Source organism: Nodosilinea sp. E11 (assembly GCF_032813545.1).
Lineage (GTDB): Bacteria > Cyanobacteriota > Cyanobacteriia > Phormidesmidales > Phormidesmidaceae > Nodosilinea.
Map to the genome: position 1 here is coordinate 5143756 of NZ_CP136520.1, position 18270 is coordinate 5162025.

The 18270-nt window shown below is 56.8% G+C and carries 17 protein-coding genes; 8 read left to right on the forward strand and 9 right to left on the reverse strand.

The features are described from left to right. On the reverse strand, positions 1-351 hold the full coding sequence (locus tag RRF56_RS24985; RefSeq protein WP_317035863.1) for an antibiotic biosynthesis monooxygenase: 351 nt from the start codon (positions 349-351) through the stop codon (positions 1-3). Between the two features lie 90 nt (positions 352-441). After that, positions 442-945, reverse strand: a complete 504-nt coding sequence (locus RRF56_RS24990) for an Hsp20/alpha crystallin family protein (protein ID WP_317035864.1) — start codon at positions 943-945, stop codon at positions 442-444. A gap of 119 nt (positions 946-1064) precedes the next feature. Here RRF56_RS24990 and dinB point away from each other — a divergent pair, with 119 nt between their 5' ends. Beyond that, positions 1065-2132 (forward strand): DNA polymerase IV, encoded by a 1068-nt coding sequence (dinB, locus tag RRF56_RS24995; protein WP_317035865.1) that lies wholly within the window; start codon positions 1065-1067, stop codon positions 2130-2132. Positions 2133-2341: 209 nt separating this feature from the next. Then, on the forward strand, positions 2342-3685 hold the full coding sequence (locus RRF56_RS25000) for a bifunctional folylpolyglutamate synthase/dihydrofolate synthase (protein ID WP_410510517.1): 1344 nt from the start codon (positions 2342-2344) through the stop codon (positions 3683-3685). A gap of 111 nt (positions 3686-3796) precedes the next feature. On the opposite strand, the gene RRF56_RS25005 is transcribed toward RRF56_RS25000, so the two are convergent. Then, positions 3797-5665: a metallophosphoesterase family protein gene (locus RRF56_RS25005; RefSeq protein ID WP_317035867.1), complete on the reverse strand. Its 1869-nt coding sequence runs from the start codon at positions 5663-5665 to the stop codon at positions 3797-3799. A 195-nt stretch (positions 5666-5860) separates the two neighbouring features. On the opposite strand from RRF56_RS25005, the gene RRF56_RS25010 reads away from it, so the two are divergent. Both RRF56_RS25010 and RRF56_RS25015 read left to right on the forward strand, forming a co-directional pair. Continuing rightward, on the forward strand, positions 5861-6697 hold the full coding sequence (locus RRF56_RS25010) for a hypothetical protein (RefSeq protein WP_317035868.1): 837 nt from the start codon (positions 5861-5863) through the stop codon (positions 6695-6697). A gap of 95 nt (positions 6698-6792) precedes the next feature. Beyond that, on the forward strand, positions 6793-7755 hold the full coding sequence (locus tag RRF56_RS25015; RefSeq protein ID WP_317035869.1) for an RpoD/SigA family RNA polymerase sigma factor: 963 nt from the start codon (positions 6793-6795) through the stop codon (positions 7753-7755). Here RRF56_RS25015 and RRF56_RS25020 read toward each other — a convergent pair. After that, positions 7752-8546 carry a YdcF family protein gene (locus RRF56_RS25020; RefSeq protein WP_317035870.1) on the reverse strand — a complete coding sequence of 265 codons (795 nt, stop codon included), beginning with the start codon at positions 8544-8546 and terminating at the stop codon, positions 7752-7754. The genes RRF56_RS25015 and RRF56_RS25020 overlap by 4 nt on opposite strands. 215 nt (positions 8547-8761) lie before the next feature. Here RRF56_RS25020 and RRF56_RS25025 point away from each other — a divergent pair, with 215 nt between their 5' ends. Next, positions 8762-9238: a molybdenum cofactor biosynthesis protein MoaE gene (locus tag RRF56_RS25025; protein WP_317035871.1), complete on the forward strand. Its 477-nt coding sequence runs from the start codon at positions 8762-8764 to the stop codon at positions 9236-9238. Positions 9239-9279: 41 nt separating this feature from the next. Here the strand turns inward: RRF56_RS25025 and RRF56_RS25030 are convergent, their stop codons facing one another. Beyond that, complete coding sequence (locus RRF56_RS25030; protein ID WP_317035872.1) at positions 9280-9537, reverse strand: hypothetical protein; 258 nt, start codon at positions 9535-9537, stop codon at positions 9280-9282. A gap of 148 nt (positions 9538-9685) precedes the next feature. Between RRF56_RS25030 and RRF56_RS25035 the strand changes: the two genes are divergently transcribed. Next, positions 9686-13162, forward strand: a complete 3477-nt coding sequence (locus tag RRF56_RS25035) for a COR domain-containing protein (protein ID WP_317035873.1) — start codon at positions 9686-9688, stop codon at positions 13160-13162. A 451-nt stretch (positions 13163-13613) separates the two neighbouring features. On the opposite strand, the gene RRF56_RS25040 is transcribed toward RRF56_RS25035, so the two are convergent. Together RRF56_RS25040 and RRF56_RS25045 are read right to left on the reverse strand one after the other, a co-directional pair. Beyond that, on the reverse strand, positions 13614-14171 hold the full coding sequence (locus tag RRF56_RS25040; protein ID WP_317035874.1) for a cytochrome c oxidase assembly factor Coa1 family protein: 558 nt from the start codon (positions 14169-14171) through the stop codon (positions 13614-13616). Positions 14172-14221: 50 nt separating this feature from the next. After that, on the reverse strand, positions 14222-14905 hold the full coding sequence (locus tag RRF56_RS25045; RefSeq protein WP_317035875.1) for an SDR family oxidoreductase: 684 nt from the start codon (positions 14903-14905) through the stop codon (positions 14222-14224). Positions 14906-15076: 171 nt separating this feature from the next. On the opposite strand from RRF56_RS25045, the gene RRF56_RS25050 reads away from it, so the two are divergent. Then, the gene (locus RRF56_RS25050) at positions 15077-15676 is read left to right on the forward strand and encodes a hypothetical protein (protein ID WP_317035876.1); all 600 of its coding nucleotides are present in this window, start codon (positions 15077-15079) and stop codon (positions 15674-15676) included. Positions 15677-16335: 659 nt separating this feature from the next. Next, positions 16336-16551, forward strand: a complete 216-nt coding sequence (locus RRF56_RS25055; RefSeq protein WP_317035877.1) for a DUF2811 domain-containing protein — start codon at positions 16336-16338, stop codon at positions 16549-16551. 138 nt (positions 16552-16689) lie between these two features. Here RRF56_RS25055 and RRF56_RS25060 read toward each other — a convergent pair whose 3' ends face one another. Both RRF56_RS25060 and RRF56_RS25065 read right to left on the reverse strand, forming a co-directional pair. Continuing rightward, a complete protein-coding gene (locus tag RRF56_RS25060) occupies positions 16690-17445 on the reverse strand; it encodes a hypothetical protein (RefSeq protein ID WP_317035878.1) in 756 nt (251 codons plus the stop codon). Next, a complete protein-coding gene (locus RRF56_RS25065; protein WP_317035879.1) occupies positions 17442-18083 on the reverse strand; it encodes a ParA family protein in 642 nt (213 codons plus the stop codon). The genes RRF56_RS25060 and RRF56_RS25065 overlap by 4 nt, the downstream gene beginning before the upstream one ends. Positions 18084-18270: the final 187 nt, after the last annotated feature.

Here is an 18270-nt window from a genome sequence, read left to right on the forward strand (position 1 = left end):
TTAGTCCAAGGCTTTTGCCTGGGCCAAAACTTGGGGCAGGCCGATTTCGCTGCACACCTCATAAAACGAGGTGACGGGTGGGGTTTCAAACAAATGGGCAATTTTGCCCAGGGTGCGTTGGTATACCTCGCTCTGGTTGTCGTCCATGTCTTCAATGCTGTCCCAGAGAATGATGGCGATGCCGCGATCGCTACCGGGCTCTTGCAACAGATACGCCCCTTGAAAGCCTTTGGTGTAGGTCGATACGGCTTTTTCGTAGAGCTGGCGGGCTTCACTAAAGCAGCCGGGTTTAAATTCGCCAATGGCCACATAGGCATACTTATGGCGGAGAAAATCGTCGAAGTCAGTCATAAATGGAAGAAATCCTAGGTCTTGTGGTACGTCCAGTGTCGATCAGATAACTGATACTGGCGCATTTTCTCACCTAGGCTTTAGATTCTGTTACCGAGCGTCTAACAGGCGTTGCCCCCACCCTTGCAGCGATCGCCCCAGACCGACTTTGGCCTGCTGCCAGCCCTGAAGAAGGCGCTGCCGCCAGCCTCGATGCTTGGGCAGCGTAACCACCAGCGCCCCTTGGCGATAGGCCACCTGCACCTGGCGATCGATCACCCGCGCGGGCAGTGGCACCGTCTGTTGAAAATAGTTAATGCCCAGGCTCTGCATCAAGGCGTTGCCATAGCTCGACTGCCGGTGACCTGAGAAAGTCAACGATGTTGGGGTAGCCCGCACCCGCACAGCCTGGGGGTCGACCCCCGGCAAAAAGGCGGTGACAATTAGCGCCGCAGCGGTGTCTTCGATTTCGACAGAGGGCACCTGCACGCGGCCCGAGGCCGATCGGCCCAAGGGCATGAGCGCAGCGGCGATCGCATCCATCTGCGCCTGGGCTGCTTCCAAGCTCCACGGCGAAGCAAAATAGGAATGTTGAGACGATTGTCCTACGGCCATAGCCCTGGCTCCTGTTCTTTCTATACTTAAATCATCGCGGTAAGTCCCCAATTTCACAGGTGGGAGAAGCCCCCAGCCCGAGGGGGTATAACCGCCATCCTGTTTCTGTCAGGCCATCCATGCGCAAAATTCTGCACATCGATATGGATGCGTTCTACGCTTCCGTCGAGCAGCGAGATTTTCTTGAGTACCGGGGCAAGCCAGTGGTGGTCGGTGGTCGGCCCGAGCAGCGGGGAGCCGTGGCCGCCGCCAGCTACGAGGCCCGTCAGTACGGCATTCACTCGGCTATGCCCGCTCGTGTAGCTCAGCAGCGCTGCCCCGAGCTAATTTTTGCCCCACCCCGCTTCGAGGTGTACAAACAGGTTTCGGGCCAGATTCGCGAGATCTTTCACCGCTATACCGACCTCGTCGAGCCGCTGTCGCTCGATGAAGCTTACCTAGATGTGACGGTGAATGCCCTGGGCGAACCCTCGGCCCTGGTGCTGGCCCGCCGCATCAAGGCTGACATTCAAACCGCCACCCAGCTCACGGCCTCGGCTGGGGTATCGGTGAACAAATTCTTAGCCAAAATGGCCTCTGGGCAAAACAAGCCCAACGGACTCACGCTCATTTTGCCTGAGCAGGCCGAGGCCTTTGTGGCGGCCCTGCCGATCGAAAAATTTCACGGCATTGGCCAGGTTACCGCCCGCAAAATGCACGCTCTGGGCGTGGCCACCGGGGCCGACCTGCGCTCCTGGACCGAGGCCGACCTGGTGCAGCACTTTGGCAAAGCGGGCCGCTTCTACTATCGAGTGGCCCAGGGCCAAGACGATCGCCCAGTCAACCCCAACCGCCTGCGCAAATCGATCGGGGCAGAGCGATCGTTTGCGCCCGACCTCACCACGCTGGCCCAGATGACCGCTGCCCTAGAGCGCGTCACCCAGGAAGTGGTGCGCCGTTTGCAAGATCTGCACCGCCGGGGCCACACCCTCACCCTGAAGGTGAAATACGCCAACTACCGGCAAATTACTCGCAGCCGCACCTTTGCCCATGCGATCGGAGCCGAGTCGCCCCTGGGGAGCTGGGCGCAAGAGATGCTCATCGCCCACCTAGATCGCCATCAGCCGGTGCGCCTGCTGGGCCTTACTCTGTCAAACCTAGAATCTACGGGCGATCCAGGCTACCTACAGCTCTCTTTAGAGGTGTAATACCGAGTCCGAATTCCATACCCCTGACGCCCAAACGGCAACCCGTAGGAACCCATAGCATGGGCCCCGCTAAATTCCCCCTCCTATAAAAAACCCTGAGGAAGGAGGCTCTGACGGTTCTTTTTGAGCAGAACTATACCGGTAGGCGATCGCCCTCAGATAAGATCCGGTATTGTCGCTTGTGCGCCCCAGCCCTACCCCAGAGAAGATTGCCTGTGTTTCAGACCGCCGATTTTGAGCAGAGTGAGCAGCAAATCGAGAGCCTACTGGCTCCCTTCGGACGCTTCGGCGTCGAGCTGGGGCTGGAGCGCATTCAGCGGTTGCTCAAGGCTTTGGGCAACCCTCAAACCCGCGTGCCCCTGGTGCATGTGGCGGGCACGAACGGCAAAGGGTCGGTCTGTGCCTACCTGGCGGCGGTGCTGACGGCGGCGGACTACCGGGTAGGGCGCTACACCTCGCCTCACCTGGTGAGCTGGCGCGAACGCATTACCGTGAATGGGCAGCCGATTGCGATCGCAGACTTAATGCAACGGTTGCACCAGGTGATTGCCGCCATTGACCCGGCCCAGCCTTCGCCTACCCAGTTTGAGGTGTTTACTGCCGCCGCCTGGCTGCACTTTGCCGAGGCGGGGGCTGACCTAGTGGTGATGGAGGTGGGCCTGGGGGGCCGCCTCGACGCCACCAACGTGGTTGATGCACCCCTGGTGAGCGTGATTACCTCCCTCAGCCGGGAGCACTGGCAGCGCCTCGGCCCTACCCTAGCCGACATTGCCCGCGAAAAAGCCGGGGTACTCAAGCCAGGGCACCCCGCCGTTATTGGCCCCTTGCCTCCCGAGGCGCAGACCGTGGTGCAGACCCGCCTGGCTGCCCTCAACTGTCCGGCGGTGTGGCCCCAGCCGGCGGTACGGCTAGAGCATGGCCTGGCCCGCTACGGCGACGGTGATCAGGCGATTGTCTACCCGCTGCCCTTGCTGGGCGATCATCAGTTGGTCAATTCGGCGATCGCGATCGCCACCCTGCGCACCCTACAAACCCAAGGGTGGCAGATTGCTGATGCCGCGATCGCCCAGGGCATGGGCCAGGCCCGCTGGCCCGGTCGCTTGCAGTGGGTGCAGTGGGGCAACGCTGCCCAGGGCTATCCCTTGCTGATCGACGGTGCCCACAACCCCGCCGCCGCCCAGGTGCTGCGCCACTACGTCGATCGCTGGTGGGCCAGTCAGCCCCAGCAGGCCCCCCAGACCCTGTGGCTGATGGGCATGCTCGCCACCAAAGACCACAGCGATATTTTTGCCGAACTGCTGCGCCCGAGGGATGCCCTGCACCTGGTGCCCGTGCCAGGTCATGAAACCGCAGAGACGGCAGCACTAGCGGCGATCGCCCGATCGGCCTGCCCGACCTTAGCCCACTGTGAGACCCACTCGACCCTCAAGGAGGGTTTGGCGGCGATCGGATCGGCCCCCTATCCCCTGCGGGTGCTGTGTGGGTCGCTGTATTTGATCGGCCACTTTCTCGCCACCGAAACCTACCGAGATGGCAACCCATCCAGGGTTTGATAGCACGGGGCGCGTTTGAATGTTCGAACGTTTCTAAGGTATCTGGATGTCCTAACCCAAGTGACTATGGCTATAGATTGACTTTTCTCCACGGTTTGGACTGGGTATGGTTTATTGCCCCAGGGTAAACTCATCAAACTTCACCACCGCCGACCCCGGCAGGCGAGTATCGAAGTAATAGCTGCTGATGGTGCCGCTGCCGGTTTCAAAAATGCTAAAGGCCGTGATGTCGTTGCTGGCCAGATAGGGCAGCGGGTTGCCCTGGTCATCGTGCAGGGGAGCTAGGGTGGGCACCACCGGCTCTAGGCCGTTGGGGTCGCCCTGGGCAACGTAGTCAGTGGGGGCATAGGTCACCGCCGACCCGGCAATGGTCTCTGGCGGCACCGGGCGCAATTTATCCTGCCAGAAGGCCCCGTAGCTGTTGCCTACGTTAGAGCTTTCCAGGTAGTGGGTGCCCTGGGGCGACACAAACCGGTTCCACAGGTGAGAGTGACCGTAGAACACCAGGTCAACCCCGGCGTTTTCTAGCAGCGGCACCAAATCGCGCATAATGTGGTCTTCAGCGCGGGGGTACTCGTAGCGCACGGCGGTCAATCGGCCCGCTGCGTCGCGATCGTATCGGGGCACCGGGGGCGTAAACGGGGGCACAATGTTGTCGCCCAGGGTGTGAGGTGGGTGGTGAAACATTACCACTTTGTACTTTGCCTGGCGAAAGGCCTCGCTCGCCAGCTCCTGTTCTAGCCACTGGTACTGCAAACTGTCCGCCTCGATTGGCTCAAAAATGTGCTGGCCATGGCCCCAATTCTGGGGTGTGCCCAGGTCGGCCTCCCGCTCTTGGTAGCGACCCCGGACAGTATCACCCAGGTCGTAGGGTCGCCAGATTTGAGTAACATACAGCGACACCAGGCGCACATCGCCAAAGCTCAAGGCGTAGTAGCGGCTGGTAGTTTCGGGGCGATCGGGGTTGGGCACCTGGCTCACCGGTAGGCTAAAGATGGCCTCGTAGGTGTCGGTGTTGAAAGACTGCTCGATAATCCACTGGCGGCGCACCTCGGGGTCATCCGTGGGGTTGAATAGCTCAGCCTGGGCCTCGTATTGCCCTAGGGCCACCGATCGCGGCACGGGTTGAGCAAACTGATCGTTGAGCGGGGCGGTGGCCGCAAACTGCCCCATCACCTCGTGGTTGCCCAAGGCGGGAAACAACGGCGCGTGCTGAATAATTTCGCCACCTCGGTAGGTCACGGTGCGGCCATTGCGCTCTAGGTCATAGCTGCCGTTGCCCTGCAAACAGGGGAAGAAGCCATTGCCCCGGCTGTCATCAAACCACTCTGAAGCGCGATCGGGAACGTTGACCAAGTCACCCGCCAAAAAGACGGCGTCAACCTGCCCGACGGTTTCGCTGACCTTTTGCAGGTTGGCTGCCGTCATCGGCATATTTTGGTGGTCAGAGGTGAGCAAAATTGTTAGGCCCTGCCCTGGGGAAGGTGCCCCCGCCAGGGTAAACACTCGACTGACGATCTCAGTGCCGTCAGCGGTCAGGCTAACCACCTGATAGGGCACTCGCTGCCCCTCTGGTAGCCCCGTAACCAGCGCTTCATGTCGCCAGATGAGCCGTGGCACCGTTTGTTGTAAGTCCTTGCCGTCAGGAGGTTGCCAGCGAGATTGACCATCTTCACGGGTGCGGGATAGTTGAGTCGTGATTGCCGCTGCTTGGTTGGGTAAATTAGCAAAGGCCGTCTGCCCCGGCGCGGCCCATCGCACCTGGTGACCTTGGCCCTCAAACTCGGTAAACCACACCACCCGCACCGCGCCAGTGGTGGGGTACTGCAAAAACGGATCACTCAGTAACTGGCTGGACACGGCAGGAATCGGGGTAGAGGGGGCAACGGATGATAGGCGCGGCTCTAGACCAATCAGAAGGAGGGCCGTTAAGACCAGCAGCAGGCCCGCTGTTAACAAGGTCACATCTTCTCGCCGCATGGTTTTGGCCCTTTTTGAGTCGTGCCTTTTGAGAGAGCATCCCGGTAGTGGTCCGCTAGTGGTCTTGGGCCTAGGGTAACGGCAAATTACGACAATGCAAAAACTGTCTGTTCATCGGAAACAAGGTTTAAAACCTGTGCCATCTTGGGGGCAGAAAATCCTGACATTCTCTGGCTGACCATCACAAGCATGACCATGACATTTCCCATTCAATTTAGAGCTGGAAAACGCTCCCTGCGCTGGTCAGGGGGTGGTCTGCTCGCTCTAATGTCCCTGGGGCTTCACGGCGTGCTGTTAGGGTTGCCACTGCCTGCATCTGACTCAGCGCCCCCAGCGCCCCCCGACTTGGCTGATGCCACAGCGGTGATGGATGTCGTACGCCTGCCCGCTAGTCAAGCGCCGGATGCACCTCTGAAGGCAGAGGTGGTGCCGATCGCCCCAGAGACTCCAGTGCCCTCGGCGACGGTCGCTCAACCGCAACGCCCTGTAGCCCCCACTGCCCAGCCCCCAGCGGCTACCCCTGCACCGATCGCCGTGGCCCCTGCGCCTGTAGATCTAGAGCCACTCCCGCCAGAGCCGCCGCCCCAAACCATAGACGATCGCCTGCTCGATCCGGCGGCCTATGCTTTCAATGCCCAGGCTAAGTCGCTGATCGCTAACGACATCGCCTTTCACACCCTGGTGGTCTCAGACTGGCTCGAAACCGAGGGCCAGGGCATTACCGACGACAATCTGCTGCCGATACCCGGCGAGAAACTGCCCCCCCTACAGGTGGCCTACCCGCTCAGCACCTGCCTGACTCCAGCGCCCGCCGAAGGCGTGGTGGGAGTAATTGTGAGCTCTACCGGACAGCGCCTTCAAGATCCAGTCTTGCTAGATAGCACAGGTTATACAGTATTTGATCAAAAAGCGATGGAAATGGTGTTAAATCGGGCATTTCCTGCCCAGCCTGCCGGTAATCCTTTGCCTAACCCTCGCGGCTACTGGTTACCTATCCAAGTGCAGTATGACGCCGCCAATTGTACTTCTTAAGAAAACGTTAGCTTCCCTCCCTTGGGTAGAGGACTGGGGGGGTAATGCTTGTCATAGTGGCTCTTAAGTTGATCGCCACTACTAAACCTCGCTCCATGGCTCAAATCACCTCTGCATCTAGCAATTCCGTTCAGTCTTACCTGAAAGAAATTGGCCGCATCTCTCGCCTGACCCGTGATGAGGAAATCTCTCTGGGCAAGCAAGTACAGCAGTTGGTTCACCTGACTGAGCAAGCTGAGACGTTAGCCAAATCTTTAGGGCGAGAGCCCTCTCTAGACGAGTGGGCTGCCGCCGTCAATCTGCCGGTAGAAACTCTACAGCAGCACATTACCGCTGGCGAAGCGGCTCGTCGCCGCATGGTAGAAGCCAACCTGCGACTGGTCGTTTCTATTGCTAAAAAATATACTAAGCGCAACTTAGATTTAATGGATCTGGTGCAGGAAGGCACCCTAGGCTTGCAGCGAGGGGTCGATAAGTTTGACCCCACTAAGGGCTTCCGATTTTCAACCTACGCCTACTGGTGGATTCGCCAGGCTGTAACCCGCGCGATCGCAGAAAAAAGCCGCTCCATTCGTCTGCCCATTCACATTTTTGAAAAGCTGACCAAGATCAAGCGAGCCCAGCGACATTTAGCCCAAGAGCTTGGCCGCACCGCCAACCTAGAGGAAGTTGCCAACCACCTCGATATGCCCCTAGTACAGGTGCGGCAGTTTTTGTCACAGTCGCAGCAGCCGATGTCTCTCAATGCCTTGGTGGGCGACAAGGGGGATACTGAGCTAGCTGACATGCTTGAAGATGAGCAGGGGCGATCGCCTGAAGAGTACGCTACCCAAAACAGCCTCAAGCAAGACATCTTTAGAATTCTTGACCGGCTGACGCCCCAGCAGCGCGAGGTGTTGGTCTTGCGTTTTGGCTTGGGCACTGGCGAAGGGCTGTCGCTCTCTAAAGTGGGCCAGCAGCTCAACGTCAGCCGTGAACGGGTGCGCCAGATCGAGCGCGATGCGATCAAAAAACTGCGCTACGCCCGTCAAGACCTGAGAGCCTATCTGGCAGGCTAGGTGCCCGTTGCTCTCTGAGCAGCGCCAGCCTCTATAGCTTGGGCCCTCGGAGTTTGGGCCTCAACTGAACGCGAAAAGTAGCGGCCCATCATCCCGTAGCTAATGAGCCCAACCCACTCGCGCACCACAATAAAGTGCTGTTGCTGTGAATTAACATGCTTGGGCAAAGGGCTGGGGTGGGGTGTGACCTCAAATCCTAAGCTGCGGAAGGTCAACAGCGATCGCGCCATATGGGGTGGGTCGGTGACCAAAATCAGCCGTTTAACGCCCTGGGGTTGAAGTTGCGCTGCTGTAAACAGAGCGTTTTCGTTGGTCGTGGCCGAGCAGGGTTCGCCGTCAATGGCTGGGGCTGGCAACCCAGCTGTAGCCAGCATTTGGCCAATTTCAATGGCGTCGCCACGTCCGCTAGCAAACACCAGAGGTGCCCGCTGCTGCCGCCACAGGTCTGCCGCCACCTGCGCCCGACTGGCGCGAAGCTCTCCTCCTCGCCCCAAAACCACAATGGCGTCAGCAGGCTGCCCATTATCGGGCGGGATGAGTAGGGTCAATCCGGCAGCGCCTGCTTGCCCACCCAACGGGGAGAGCCCTAATCCGTACAGCAGCAGCAATCCAACTCCTACTAAGCTGGCCTGACGCTTCCACCGCCAGGACCGAAAGGCCCAGGGAGCCGCAATTAAAATTGCCAAGACGGGCATGACTAAATGCGGCTGCACCAGCAGACTGTAGAGACGCCAGCTAAAACCAGCCCAGTGGCTGGCAACAGTGGCTTGACAAGCCGATAGGTCAACCACGGTATACCTCCATTCAGTAAGGGTTTCAGCTCAGGCCCTATAATGCAGAGCAAGGCTGCAATGGGGTCAGTTTTAGGCTGAGGTGTTTACGCACGGGGTTCGCTCTCGTGTCGTTTGTTGCCCGTTGCCCTGGGCAGTAAGGCCGCAACCGTTTATTACGGTAAACGAAGTTTTTTTAAACTAGTGCTATCTCTACGACATCTCGCTGTTTCTTTATGCAAGTTGCTCCGTCTAGCCCTGCTCTGTCTACCCTACCCGATAGTCTGCGGGTCACCTTTGTGCCCTTGTCATTAGATGAGGTCTACGCTGCTGCCGATAGCGCTGCCAATGGAGCGGTGGTGGTGATGAGCGGCATGGTACGCAACAACAGCGAGGGCAAGGCGGTGGTGGCATTAGAGTATCAGGCCTACGAACCGATGGCGCTGGAGGTGTTTAAGCAAATCGCGGCTCAAATTCGCGATCGCTGGCCCGAGACTACCCGAGTGGCGATTCACCATCGCACGGGCAAGCTGACGGTGGGCGAGATTAGCGTGCTGGTGGCGGTGGGCTGCCCCCACCGGGCTGAGGCCTTTGCGGCCTGTCAGTATGCGATCGACACCCTCAAGCACAACGCCCCGATTTGGAAGAAGGAACACTGGGAAGATGGATCGACCAGCTGGGTGAGCATTGGGGCCTGTGAAGTTGGGGAGTAATGCACCACCTGAGGCAGTAAGTAGGAATACCCCTATATGTCTCAATGATGGTTCTTGATCAGGTCAAACTGCTCTTGCTCCCACCAGTCATCGGTGGCTTCGCTACCTTCGCCTCGATCCAGGCTGTCGAGTCCGTCGATGAGTAGGATGTCTAGGGACTCTTTGGCCTGCTGCCGGCGCTGGTCAAGCTGCACCAGGGCCAGAAAGTAGTCATCGGTAGAGGCGTAGCCGCTTTGGGAAACCTGCTCATCCACATAAGCTTTGAGGCTGTCGGGCAGAGAAATGGTGATGTGACTCATGGCAGAGGATCCTCAAGCGGCTAAGGGCTGTCTATGTCAGGGCTTGTGAGAGCGAGCAATAGGAGTCTGCCTTGATTTTATGCCTTTCGCTAGATTTGCCAGAGTAAGGGGCTATAACAGAGGCAGCAAAAAATGCGAGTGAGAGAATATGGCGCGCGATGAAGCCTACCAGGAAGCAGAACGGCGGATTGAAGTGGCCCGCCAAGAGAGCGCGACAGAGCTTGACCTTAGCGGACTGGAGTTAACGGAATTACCGGAGGCGATCGCGGCTCTCGCTCAGCTACAAAATCTTGACCTCTCTAGCAACGAATTGACGAAATTGCCGGAGGCGATCGCATCTCTCACCCAGTTGCGATCGCTTAACCTCTCCAGTAACCAACTAACAGAACTGTCAGAGATAATTGCTGCTCTAACTCAGTTGCGAACGTTTAACCTCTTCAATAATCGACTGATGGAGTTGCCAGAGGCGTTTGCTGCTCTTACTCAATTGCGATCGCTCAATCTTTCTGACAACCAACTGATGGAACTGCCAGAGGAAATCGGTGACCTCACACAATTGCAACGACTTGATCTCTCATGCAATCAATTAAAAAAATTATCTGAGTCTATTGGGAATCTCGCCACTCTCAAAAACCTTAGTATTGGAAGCGAGAGTGGGGATATTTCCCACAATCAATTAACAGAATTACCAGAGTCAATAGGAAGCCTTACTCAATTAAGAGTCCTCGACCTTTCCCACAATCAATTGACAGAATTACCAGAATCAATGGGAAGCCTTACTCAATTAAGGGTTCTCGACCTTTCCCATAATCAGTTAATAAAACTACCTAAGATATTAAGCAGTCTGGTCTTATTGAAAGAGCTTTTCGTCTTTGATAATGGGCTAACTTTTCTCCCAGACTGGCTTTGCAGGCTTGCCCGGCTAGAAGCATTTGGACTTACAGGCAACAATCTGAATGGTTTACCTGATTGGCTCAATAAGCTACAAAGAATAAAGCGGCTTTATGTCGGCGACTCTTATAGTGGAATTCCCTTGCATGAGCTTCCTGAAAGTGTTCGTAGTTTAAAGAGCCTAGAGCTAATTTGGGCTCTTAATTGTCAGTTGAATTCATTGCCGGGCTGGATAGTTGAACTTGAGAATCTGCAAGATCTTAGTGTTAGTGATAACAAGCTGACAGACCTTCCTGCATCAATCAGTAAGCTAAAGAAATTGAAGAGTCTAAGCTTTAATCTTGACCGAAATCCTCTTAACCAAGACTTGGCTGCTGCATATAAACAAGGTGCTAAATCAGTCATGCAATATCTGCGAGCGAGAGCAGAAGGAGAGCTGGCGCTGAATGAAGCCAAGCTAATTTTGGTGGGCGAGGGTGAAGTCGGTAAGAGTTGTTTGTTAGGAGCATTGCGAGGAGATGAATGGGTTGATGATCGGCCCACAACTCACGGGATTGAAATCAAGCCTGTAATTCTCACTACTCCCTGTAATGAAATAGAAGTTACCCTCAACGGTTGGGACTTCGGGGGGCAGCGGGTCTATCGTCCCACCCATCAGCTCTTTTTTAGTTCCACTGCTGTCTATCTAGTCGTTTGGAAGCCACGAGAGGGGCCACAACAGGGGTTTGTCAAAGAGTGGATTACGCTGATCAAACATCGCGAACCCGATGCCAAGGTGCTGGTGGTCGCCACCCACGGTGGTCCCGGCCAGCGCCAACCAGATATTGACCGGCAGGAATTAATTGATCTATTTGGCAGCGATACCGTTGTCGGATTCTTTCATGTTGACAGCAAACCCCATTCCGAGACTCAGGTTTGCAGTGGTATTGCCGACTTGCGAGAGGCCATTGCCAATGTTGCCGCCACTTTACCCGGCATGGGTCGCCTTGTGCCTACAAAATGGCAGCAACTCCGCGAACTGCTCGAAGTATCTGGCAAAACCCATATGCCCTATGCAGACGTGCTTACCCTCTGCGAAGAGCACGGGCTAGAGGGCTTTGCCGCCGAGCTGTTTGTGCGCGTATCCCATACCCTCGGCTATTTCATCCACTACGATCACGACGAAATTCTGAAAGACATCGTCATCCTCCAGCCCGACTGGTTGGCCAAAGCTATCAGCTACGTTCTCGATGATGAAACCACCCGCCAGCGCAATGGGCTAGTCGAGTTTGACCATCTCAGTCGCCTGTGGAGCTATCCCCCCTTTGCTGGCGAAACCGGCTATCCCAAAGAACTCCACCCCATCTTTCTGCGTCTGATGGAGCGCTTTGATCTCTCCTACAAAGTCGTCCTCGACCCTGCAAATCCAGCAGCTAACACCACCAGCCTAATTGCCCAACTCGTGCCCGACCAACGCCCCGACCAGCTACCCAACTGGGGCGAACAGCCAGAAGGGGGAGACCGACAACAGGTGCAAATCTGCCGCATTGTGGACGATCGCGGTCAGAGCGCCAACGCCGAAGGCTTGTTCTACCAGCTCATCGTGCGCCTGCATAAATACTCCCTGGGCCGAAACAACTACAACGACAGCATCCACTGGCAGCGGGGCCTCATGCTCGACAACGACTACAACGGTCGCGCCCTGCTAGAGCACATTGGCAACGATGTCAAAATCACCGTCCGCGCCGCCTATCCAGAACGGTTTCTCTCCTACCTCACCGAAGAAGTCAAATGGCTGGTGGAGAGTTTTTGGGAAGGGCTGAACTGCAACATTATGGTGCCTTGCATCGCTCCCTGCGGCATGGAAGCCCCCGGACATGGACTATTCGAAGTGCAAAAACTGATCGAAAGCAAAAAGAAGAATCGCCCAGAGTTTCCCTGCACGGTTTCGGGTTGCGACGAGTGGCAAAACATCGATCAGCTGCTAAATAATGCTGCGACTACGCCTGCCCCGTCTCAAGATCTTGGCCTAGAAAAATTTCGTACGGTTGTTAAAGATGAGCTAAAAGTAATTCGTAGAGATTTGGTAACGCTCGATCATCGAGAGCAGCAAAGGCATCAATCGTTGTCAAAAGATCAGCAAGCCATCATGAGCCAAATCGATCAGCAGTTTGCCTACCTCATGCAAATGCTCATCGATGAAGCCAAAGACGGTCCCCGACTGTTCAGCTTCAAGCCTGTTGACCCTGGGTTCTTCGATCGCCCCAAATGGATCAGCGAAAAATTTCAGCTCACCCTCTGGTGCGAACATGCCCGCAAACCCTTGCCCGTGCTTAATGAAGGTAGTCAGCAGGGCGTTTATGAACTCGAACTCAACCGCGAATGGTTTACCAAAGCGGTGCCCTACTTCAAACTCGTCACCGGCACCCTGAGCCTGGTTTTACCCGTCGCCGCCTCAACCACACAGTTCATGCTCGATGACGCCACCTACAAAGGCATTCAAGAAGAGTTAGATCTCGGCCAAAAAAGCCTAGAGTTTGGCATCAAAGGCAGCAATATAGCCGTCGATTGGCAGACCAAACGCGATAGTGCTGAGCTTGAACAGGGAGAAGCCATTCGCGCCCAAGGGGCAATGCTCCGAGAACTCCACACCCTGCTCCAAGACAAAGACCCCGGTTTTGGTGGACTAGTGCGAGTCCAGAACAAGCGACGAGAGTTTCTGTGGGTTCACGCAGATTTTGTTGGCGAATATTGAATTGAGCTGTTGTACAACAACCTAAAGACGAAACTCAACTCACCATCAACAGATCGATGCACGTAATACCACTCCCATTTGGAAGAAGGAGCACCGGGAAGATGGATCGACCAGCTGGGTGAGCATTAGTAGCTGTAAACAGACTCCAGAAAATTGTTGACTAGCTTGAAATATTCTTGAGATCCACGGTGTTTCATGGATAGTAGTTTTGATCAATCAAAAGCCGACGTTAAAATCCGGTTTGGAGGATTAAACTTCAAGAGTTTTGCGGTCGTCTAACCGGATCGAGGACTTTGAGGTAAGCCTAGGGAATTGCTGGCAAGTGAGCCGTTGCCATTGCCAAAGAGGTTGAGGTAGAAAAGCTCTCGCCCACTTTTTCCCGATCTAAATCATGGTGTGGCTCCACAACTGCGTGAACATTGGCAGTTTTAAAGTTTAAAGCCGAGCACCATTACACCTCTGGTTCCATCTCCACGTCCATCTCTGGCTCTAGGGGATCAGATTCTTCTTGATCAAAGTCAGGGCAGAGTCGCGCCGGTTTATCGGGGGCCGGCTCTACCACAGTAAAACTGCGATCGCCCCCGTCTACCACCACCGTCAAATAGTGCAGTTCCCAGGTCGATCCCTGAGGCGTGCCCTCCGCATAGGCCTGGCCGCTGCCCTGCGGCCCCGACACCGGAAACTGCAAACAGGCCACAGTTCCCTCCGTCCCGGCTCGGCTGATGACCTTGCTCATCCAGCCCGAGGTGACCGAGTCTCCCAAGATTTCAGCCGCTTGGGGATCGTTGGCCAAGCGGTCTACCGCCAGTTCATAGGTTTGATTGGTCCCCGAGGCTTGAAACCAGCGCCAGCTGGTAAACGCTATGCCCGTCAGCCCCAGCCCGATTATCACCAGCGGCACCAATAAACACCCGCAGCCCAACCCCAGGCCAATTAACACCCAGGGCGTGCGGCGGGGCGGTGGTAACGGGTCGGAAGCGGAGAAGGGATTCTCTGGGGGAGATGTCATGGGTGCTGCTCTAGGAGGGCTACGGCTAGGATATCGATGATGTTTGGTTCTTAACTTGGCACCGTCAGCGCCCTGCCATTGTCTGAGGGCTGAAGGTTGAGGAGGTAGGGCACCGCCGATTTTACCCAGGCCGAGATGGGCGTATAGGCCGCCGCCGCGTCGCCATAGCAGGTTTCGAGCATGGCGGTATGGATGATGCCGGGGTTGAGAGCCACCGCTGCCATACCCGGAGGTAGCTCTTGGGCAAAGGCCTGGGTGAGGCCCTCAACGCCCCACTTGGTGGCACAGTAGGGGGCAAACTCTGGCGAGGTCGAGCGGCCCCAGCCCGAGCTGAAATTGACGAAAATGCCCGATCGCTGCTCGACCATCGGTGGCGCAAAGTGGCGAATCACATTGACAGTGCCGTTGAGGTTGACCGCAACCACCGCATCAAATTCTGCGGCGGGCACCGTCCACAGCGGGGCCGGGTGGTTGACTAGACCGGCATTGTTGATCACCAGGTCGGGCAGGCCGTTGGTGGCGATCGCCGCTTTGGCCCAGGCTGCCACCGCTGCGTCATCGCGGATATCGACGGCAGTGAACTGGTGGGGTGCAGGATATTGGGCGGCGAGCTGGGCGATCGCCTCGGCACTGCGGGCACAGCCCGACACCCGATGGCCTGCGGCCACAAAGCCCTCGACCATAGCGCGACCTAGCCCTTGGCTCACCCCAGTGATGACAATGTGCTTACCCATAGTGCAATTGGTTGAATTAACGCGATCGGTCAGAACCTGTGCGACCCTGAGAGCGTCGTCAGGCTATGGCTGAGCATGCCCTAAACTGGTCAGCGGTGCAAGGGCAGATCAACGGTCGGCGACCCCTGTGGCACGATGAGATCACACGGTTAGCGGCAATTCTTGAGCACCATGCCAAAATCAGCGCCAGAATCAGCGCCAAAGTCAGCCATCGAGAACTGGGGCCCGCGCCTGCGGCGAATACCGGTAGTGGTAATCCTTGGGGCTCTCCTGGTGGGTCTGTGGGGGCTGAGCGCGCCTGCCCCCCAGGGAGTGGTATGCGATCGCGCTGCTCCCGGCCAGGTCTACTGCCAGGCCAGCCTGCCCCGTCCTTGGGCCTGGTGGCCCCAGAGCCAGCGGGCCTTTGCCCTAGAAGATGTCGCCCTCACCTCCGAGCTCTGCGACAACACTCCCCGTGGTGGCGTGCGCTTTTGTCACCGCCTCACCCTGCGGGGGGCCGAGCACCAAGTCACCCTCTCCGAAGTGCGTACCCCCCTGTCGGCGGCGGCGCTGCGCGATCAGCTGCACCGGTATATAGCTGGTGAGGGCAGTCCCCAGCTGATCTGGTCAAGCTCCTCCCTGGGACTGCCCTGGCGAACCCTGGCCATTACCCTGCTGCTGGCGATCGCGACCTGGGCTCTATGGGATATTCGCTGGCCGCCCCTACGGCCCTTGCCCCAGGCCCTAGATGGCCTAGACCGTTCCAGTCAGGCGATCGATCACAATCCTTAAAGACTGCCTTAATTTCGTTGATGGCTTAAAGCCCCAGGCTAGAGCAAATTATCCTATGCATGTCAAGTGGTCAAGGGCAAAAATTTTACAAAAAAAAATATTAAAACTAAATTTCCCCAGCTTTTCCCCAGGCTAATCCAGGTTTTCCCCAGGTTTTCCCCAGGTTTTAACGGTGGGGCAAGGGATTTAGCAGCCTTGGGGAAAACCTGAACTTTTATCCCCGCGATCGACCTTTCTTTGTCTAACCCCTTCACCTGCTTGGGGAAAGCAGCAAAACCCCTATTCTTTCGTAGACCACCGGACTTCATTAGCTCAAGCGTGCCGTTAAAGCAAGATTGACAGGGTCAGAGGAGTTCGGCAAAATGATGCGACTGGCACAGCGAACCCTTTTGGTTCATTGCCCCCAAAGCCTGTCCTCAGGACATTGTCGGCGGTAAATCATAGCCCCTTGACCTTTTTTCTGGGCTGCCCTAGCTCAGGTAGTTTTACCTAAAGCTTTTATTAAATCCAACTATCCAACATGGCTTTGAGGTCTACGAGAGGCATCGTACTCCCGCCCTAGGGCTGCGGGTACCCATTCCCATCACTCTCATCCCCTTTAAGCACCGTCATTCTGGCGATCTACAGCACCACACTCCCTTACTACGAAGGCAACGCCCATGACCCTAAATACGACCACGCCCCGTGTCAGCCTCATGGCCGAAGTTCCCGAAGAACTCTACGACGCGCTTCAGACTTATCTAGAGGGCAACCCCGCCTGGAACCAGCACCGCGTCTTTTGCGCTGCCCTATCCCTATTCTTGATGCAGGACAGAACCTGCGATCGCGATGTCAACCGCATCTACCTCGATGCTCTCTTTGACTACACCCCCTAGTCCGTCCCAGGGCTTTGCTAACGAAATAGGCTTAAAACAAATCGGGGTTTAGGGTTGATTCAACCCTAAACCCCGGCATCTAGGCCTGCTGAGCATGCGATCGCTACATTTCTCCAGCCGCTCAATCAACTTGGCTGCTCAGTCAACCCAGCCAATATCGGCATCGGTCAGCATGGGGTTGGGCTGTCCCTTTTGAATGGCATACTCAGGTACACCCCGGTGATAGGTGGGCTTAGCGGTCGTCTCTACCGGGCGGCGAGGCGTAATGTCTACCCCAGAAATGCGGCGAGCGGTTTGAGCCGGGGCTATAGCCGGAGCCGGGGCCGGGGCTTCCGCTAGCTTCAAAATGGTCTGCTTCGCTTCCTCTAACTCGGCCTGGGTTTTCGTCAGCGCCTCAGCCTTGGCTTGAGTAGCCGCCTTAGCCTCATCTAGGCTGTCCTTCAGCTCAAACAGCCTCCCCTGCTGGGTTTCTAAGTCTTTTTGCAAACCCGCGACAGTTTTTTCAAGCTGAGCCTTGTCTTTTTGCGCAGCGGCTAGGTACTTTTCGAGGGCGCTCATCCGCTGGGCCAAATCGGCGTCAGGGGTGGCTTTGGCTGCTGCCGCTGCCTCGGGCTGAGCGGCTGGCTCTGCTTCGGCCTGAGCGGCTGGCTCCGCTTTAGGCTGAGCCGCTGCTTTGGTCTTAGTGGCCTTGGTCGATTTGCTCGCTTGTTTAGCCGCCGGGCGACTCGATGCGGTGCGGCGACTCGTTGACGATCGCGAGGCCCGGCGGCTAGCGGTCGCTTTGGCCGCAGGGGCAGCCTCCTCAGCTTCGGCCTTAGGCGCCTCTGCCGGGTCTGGGGCGTCAGCCTTGTTTACTTCTTCTTTAAGCAGGTCGGAGAGGCTTTTCTTAGTCATGGCTGGGTCCAGTCTCGCTGTAGTTCTTCGGCAACTCGGCAGTAGTCAGAACGGGCCTCTTGGCTGTTTTTGCCCCGCCACCTGAGCACCGGCAGCCCCTCTAATGCAGCCCGCTCGTGGGCTTTATAGGTGCGAATAAAGGCATTGCAGGCGGGAATTTTCAGCTCCAGCAGAGTGTTCTGGGCTTCAATGGCTTCGCCGACGCTGCGGGAATCCACCTTCGTCAACAATACTCGATGGGATACCCCGCTGGGCGATACCGCTTCATTCACTGTAGTAATCAGCACCGCTAGATCCATCGGGGCTGGGGGGGTGGGCAACAGCAGATAGTCTGCCGCTGGAATTACGGCAGCCAGGGTGGCGGACCCAAGGGCAGGTGGAGTGTCTACCACAATCAGGTCATGGGCATGCTCCTGCTTAAGTCGCCCCAACCGAGCCGGGTTGATTTCTGGCCTGACTTCAAACCCTAGATCGACCGGGCTGCGGCCTGTCCACCACAGGGCAGACCCCTGGGGGTCGGCATCGACCAACAGCACCGACCGGGTCTGGGCAAATACCGCCGCCAGGTTCACGGCGGTAGTGGTCTTACCCACACCTCCTTTGCCGTTAAACACCGCTAACACAATCGGATTAGCCAATCAATCTCCTCCTTGGGGGATGAGGGAATAGGCGGGATGAGCCCATAGTGATGACACGCAATATCCTAGAGCTTTACTTGCCCCGTCTGCGTCGTGCTGAGGGAGAGCTCCAGACAGGGTGCTTGCGTTCAGCAGCTATAGCAACGTTCCACCTACGGAACCCCAACCTACGGAATAGTACTGCAAG

Bases quoted from the DNA above. Each gene is read 5' to 3' on its own strand.
- RRF56_RS24985 (WP_317035863.1), bottom strand. From the start codon at position 351: ATGACTGACTTCGACGATTTTCTCCGCCATAAGTATGCCTATGTGGCC.
- RRF56_RS24990 (WP_317035864.1), bottom strand. From the start codon at position 945: ATGGCCGTAGGACAATCGTCTCAACATTCCTATTTTGCTTCGCCGTGG.
- dinB (WP_317035865.1), top strand. From the start codon at position 1,065: ATGCGCAAAATTCTGCACATCGATATGGATGCGTTCTACGCTTCCGTC.
- RRF56_RS25005 (WP_317035867.1), bottom strand. From the start codon at position 5,665: ATGCGGCGAGAAGATGTGACCTTGTTAACAGCGGGCCTGCTGCTGGTC.
- RRF56_RS25010 (WP_317035868.1), top strand. From the start codon at position 5,861: ATGACATTTCCCATTCAATTTAGAGCTGGAAAACGCTCCCTGCGCTGG.
- RRF56_RS25015 (WP_317035869.1), top strand. From the start codon at position 6,793: ATGGCTCAAATCACCTCTGCATCTAGCAATTCCGTTCAGTCTTACCTG.
- RRF56_RS25025 (WP_317035871.1), top strand. From the start codon at position 8,762: ATGCAAGTTGCTCCGTCTAGCCCTGCTCTGTCTACCCTACCCGATAGT.
- RRF56_RS25030 (WP_317035872.1), bottom strand. From the start codon at position 9,537: ATGAGTCACATCACCATTTCTCTGCCCGACAGCCTCAAAGCTTATGTG.
- RRF56_RS25035 (WP_317035873.1), top strand. From the start codon at position 9,686: ATGGCGCGCGATGAAGCCTACCAGGAAGCAGAACGGCGGATTGAAGTG.
- RRF56_RS25040 (WP_317035874.1), bottom strand. From the start codon at position 14,171: ATGACATCTCCCCCAGAGAATCCCTTCTCCGCTTCCGACCCGTTACCA.
- RRF56_RS25045 (WP_317035875.1), bottom strand. From the start codon at position 14,905: ATGGGTAAGCACATTGTCATCACTGGGGTGAGCCAAGGGCTAGGTCGC.
- RRF56_RS25050 (WP_317035876.1), top strand. From the start codon at position 15,077: ATGCCAAAATCAGCGCCAGAATCAGCGCCAAAGTCAGCCATCGAGAAC.
- RRF56_RS25055 (WP_317035877.1), top strand. From the start codon at position 16,336: ATGACCCTAAATACGACCACGCCCCGTGTCAGCCTCATGGCCGAAGTT.
- RRF56_RS25060 (WP_317035878.1), bottom strand. From the start codon at position 17,445: ATGACTAAGAAAAGCCTCTCCGACCTGCTTAAAGAAGAAGTAAACAAG.